The 3,823-nt window shown below is 70.7% G+C and carries 4 protein-coding genes; all 4 read right to left on the bottom strand.

The window, feature by feature from the left end; translation table 11 throughout:
• Nucleotides 1-21: 21 nt before the first annotated feature.
• Nucleotides 22-219, bottom strand: a complete 198-nt coding sequence (locus WBA97_RS28915) for a ferredoxin (RefSeq protein WP_424234111.1) — start codon at nt 217-219, stop codon at nt 22-24.
• A 26-nt stretch (nt 220-245) separates the two neighbouring features.
• Nucleotides 246-1,454, bottom strand: coding sequence for a cytochrome P450 (locus WBA97_RS28910; protein WP_424234110.1), 1,209 nt, complete (start codon nt 1,452-1,454; stop codon nt 246-248).
• A 37-nt stretch (nt 1,455-1,491) separates the two neighbouring features.
• Complete coding sequence (locus WBA97_RS28905; RefSeq protein ID WP_424234112.1) at nt 1,492-2,700, bottom strand: cytochrome P450 family protein; 1,209 nt, start codon at nt 2,698-2,700, stop codon at nt 1,492-1,494.
• A 55-nt stretch (nt 2,701-2,755) separates the two neighbouring features.
• On the bottom strand, nt 2,756-3,823 hold a 1,068-nt coding region (locus WBA97_RS28900; RefSeq protein ID WP_424234109.1), incomplete at its 5' end, for a beta-ketoacyl reductase.

Raw genomic sequence — 3,823 nt, 5'->3', positions numbered from 1 at the left:
GGCCCGGCCACGGCGGTGCGGTCACTCCTCGTCGATGCGCAGGGCCAGCACCGGGCAGGCCATGACGGCCTCGCGGACGTCGTTGTGCAGGTGCTCGGCGGGGTTTTCCTCGAGCAGGATGACGAGGCCGTCGTCGTCGCGCTGGTCGAAGACGTCGGCCGCGGCCATGACGCACTGGCCAGAGCTGATGCAGGCCTCCTGGTCGACGAGGACGCGCATGTGTTTCTCCTGAGGGGTCGGGGCCGTCACCAGGCCACTGGCATTTCGTGCATGCCGTAGACGGCCATCTCGTAGCGGAACTTCAGCTCCTCGAACGGGACGGCGATCCGCAGCGTGGGGATCCGCTCGAACAGCGTCGAGAACACGACCTGCAGCTCGACACGGGCGAGGTTCTGGCCGATGCACTGATGCACCCCGGTGCCGAACGCCATCATCTTGCGGGTGTCGCGGTGGATGTCGAAGCGGTCGGCGTCGGGGAACACGCTCTCGTCGCGGTTGGCGGACGCGAGCTGCCCGATCAGGGCCTCTCCCGCGCGGACCAGCTGCCCGCTGAACTCGATGTCCTCCTTCGCGATCCGGCGGACACCGGTCTGGTTGATGGACAGGTACCGCAACAGCTCCTCGATCGCGTTGTCCAGCAGGGACGGGTCCTGCCGGAGTTCCGCGAGCTGCTCGGGATGCCGAAGCAGCACCAGCGTACCGAGGGAGATCATCCCGGTCGTGGTCTCGTGGCCGGCCAGCAGCATGGAGAGCGCGACCGACAGCAGCTCGCCGTGGGTCATCTGACCCGTGCGGATGTGGCTCTCCACGAGGTGACCGAGCATGTCGTCGGTCGGTTCCTCCTCCTTGGCCGTGACCAGCTTGTCGAGGTAGCCGATCAGCTTCAGCCGCGCGGCGTTCGCCTCCTCCGGCCTGCTGAGGTTGAACAACGCGTTGGAGTTGGACTCGAAGAACTCGTGGTCCTCGTACGGCACGCCGAGCAGCAGGCACATCATCTGCGATGGCACGGGCAGCGCGAACGCGGTGACGAAGTCGACCGGCCGCGGCCCGGCCAGCATCCTGTCGATCAGTTCGTCGACGATCTCCTGGACCTTCGGCCGCAGCGCGTTGATCCGCTTGACCATGAAGTCGCGGTTGAGGCCGCGGCGGACCCTGGTGTGCTCCGGCGGGTCCATGAACACGAACGGCCGCATGTCCGGGTTCGGCTTCACCGGCAGGATCCGCGGGTAGTTGGGGTGGGTGAAGTCGGAGCTGACCCTGGGGTCGGACAGCATGGTGCGGACGTCCTCCCAGCGGGTGAGCAGCCATGCCTCCCCGTCGGTGGCGGCGACCCGGCTGAGCGCGACGGGGCACTCCTGCCGCAGCCGCGCGGTCTCCGGCGGCGGGTCGAACGGGCACTCCCGCGTGGTCGGGTACTCGATCAGTTCCTGGTCGAGCGGGGTGGTGTCAGTCATGGTGTTCCTTAGCGTGGAGAACGGGGCCGGGCGCGGGTCATTCGGCGATGACGGGCAGCGCCTCGAGGCCGTGCATGAACAGGCTGTGCCGCCAGCGGAGCTGGTCGGCGGGCACGGCGAGGCGCAACTTCGGGAAGCGGGTGATCAGCTTGCGGAAGACGATCGCCAGTTCCATCCGCGCGAGCGGCGCGCCGAGGCAGAAGTGGATGCCGTGCCCGAACGACATGTGACCACTGACGGAACGGCTCACGTCCACCTCGCCGGGGTCGGGGAACCGGTTCTCGTCCCGGTTGGCGGCACCCACGGACAGCAGCACGAACGAGTCGGCCGGGATGGTGACGCCGCCGATCGTGGTGTCCTGCGCGGTGAACCGGAACGTGGCCATCGTGCCCGGCGGCTCGAACCGGATGAACTCCTCGACCGCGGCGGGGAGCAGGTCCGGGTCGGCACGCAGCCGCGCCATCAGCCCGGGATCCTTGAGCATGGTGAGCGTGCCGTTGCCGATCATGCTGGCGGTGGTCTCGTGCCCGGCGACGAGCAGCAGGAACACCATCGGCACCAGCTCCTCCTCGCGGAGCCGGTCGCTGCCGTCGCGGGCCTCGATGAGCCCCGTGAGCATGTCGTCGGCCGGGTTCTCCCGCTTGGCGGCCACCAGCTTCTGCAGGTAGCCGGCCATCGCGAGGCCCGACGCGTTGCGGACCGAGTCGTCCTGCGCGGTGGACAGCATGTCGTCCACCCACACCCGGAACATCTCCTGGTCCTCCTGGGGCACGCCCAGCAGGTCGCAGATGACCGTCAGCGGCAGCGGCAGTGAGAGGGCCCTGACCAGGTCGACCTCGCGCTCCCGCGCGACCCGGTCCAGCAGCTCGTCCACGACGCGTTCCACGCCGGGCCGCAGCTTCTCCACCCGGCGCATGGTGAACGCCTGGCCGACCAGCTTGCGCAGCCGCGTGTGGTCCGGCGGGTCGCTGTTGGCCATGTGGCCGTTGAGCAGGTTCTGGATGGCGGGGGCACCCAGCACGCGGTCGCCGTCGGTGGCGATCATGTTGCGCTCGAAGATGCCGGGGTTGGCGGCGAAGTCCTTGCTGAGCCGGGGGTCGGCGAACGCGGCGCGGACGTCCTCGTAGCGGCTGACCACCCACACCTTGAGACCGTTGGGCGTGACGGTGTGGTGGACGGGTTCGTCCTCCCGCAGCCTGGCCAGCACGGTGTGGGGGTCCTGCATGTAGCTGTCGTCGAACAGCATGCCCAGCGACGCGGTTTCGGTCACGGGGTCTCCCTTCTGGTGGTGGCCCGTCCGGTCATGACAGGCCGAACTCCTCGTCGAGCAGGTCGAACAGTTCGTCGTTGGTCGCCGACGCGTACTCCCCCGCGTCACCGGCCTTGGGACGCAGGCGCGTCAGCAGCTCCTCCAATCTCGTGGTCACGTGCCGCAGCTGGTCGCCGGTCAGCGCGCCGGTGCCGACGGCCGTGTCGAGCCCGGCCAGCAGGGCCTCGGGATCGGCCTGCGCGGGCCGGTCGAGCCGCTCACGCAGGTGGGCCGCGAGGGCGGCCGGGTCGGCGTGGTCGAACAGGACGGTCGCGGGCAGCCGCAGTCCGGTCGCGTCGTTGAGGCGGTTGCGCAGCTCGACCGCGCTGAGCGAGTCGAACCCGAGGTCGCGGAAGTCGCGGCGGGGCGCGACGGCCTCGGCGTCGGCGTGGCCGAGCACCCCGGCGATCTGTGCACGCACCAGCTCGAGCAACCGGCGTTCCTGTTCTGGCACCGGCAGTCCCGCGAGGTCGGGCAGCGCCTCGGCCGGGGCGGGTGCCTGTCGGGGCACCAGTCCGGTGAGCAGCGGCGGCACCGGCGCGGCGCTGAGGGCGGCGAGGTCCAGGCGCAGCGGCGCCAGCACCGGGTCGTCACCGCCGAGCGCGGCGTCGAAGGCGGCCAGCGCCTCGGCGGGTGCCAGCGCCACGACCCCGGAGCGGCTCATCCGCGACCGCTGGGTGCCGGTGAGGTCACCCGCCATGCCGGTGTCCTCGGCCCAGAGACCCCAGGCGAGCGAGGTCGCGGGCAGACCGGTCGCGCGGCGGTGCCTGGCGAGCTCGTCGAGGAACGCGTTGGCGGCGGCGTAGTTGGCCTGGCCCGCGTTGCCGAACACGCCCGAGGCGGAGGAGAACAGCACGAACGCGGACAGGTCCAGCTCGCGGGTCAGCTCGTGCAGGTGCCAGGCACCGTCCACCTTGGGCCGTAGCACCGTGTCGAAGGTCTCCGGCGTCTGGGTGGCGAGCGCGCCGTCGGCGAGCACGCCTGCGGCGTGGACGACGGCGGTCAGCGGGTGCTCCGGCGGGATCGCGGCCAGCAGGTCCCGCACGGCGGCGCGGTCGGC

Source organism: Actinophytocola sp., from assembly GCF_049647105.1.
Lineage (GTDB): Bacteria > Actinomycetota > Actinomycetes > Mycobacteriales > Pseudonocardiaceae > Actinophytocola.
This window is presented reverse-complemented; position numbering and strand designations above follow the sequence as displayed.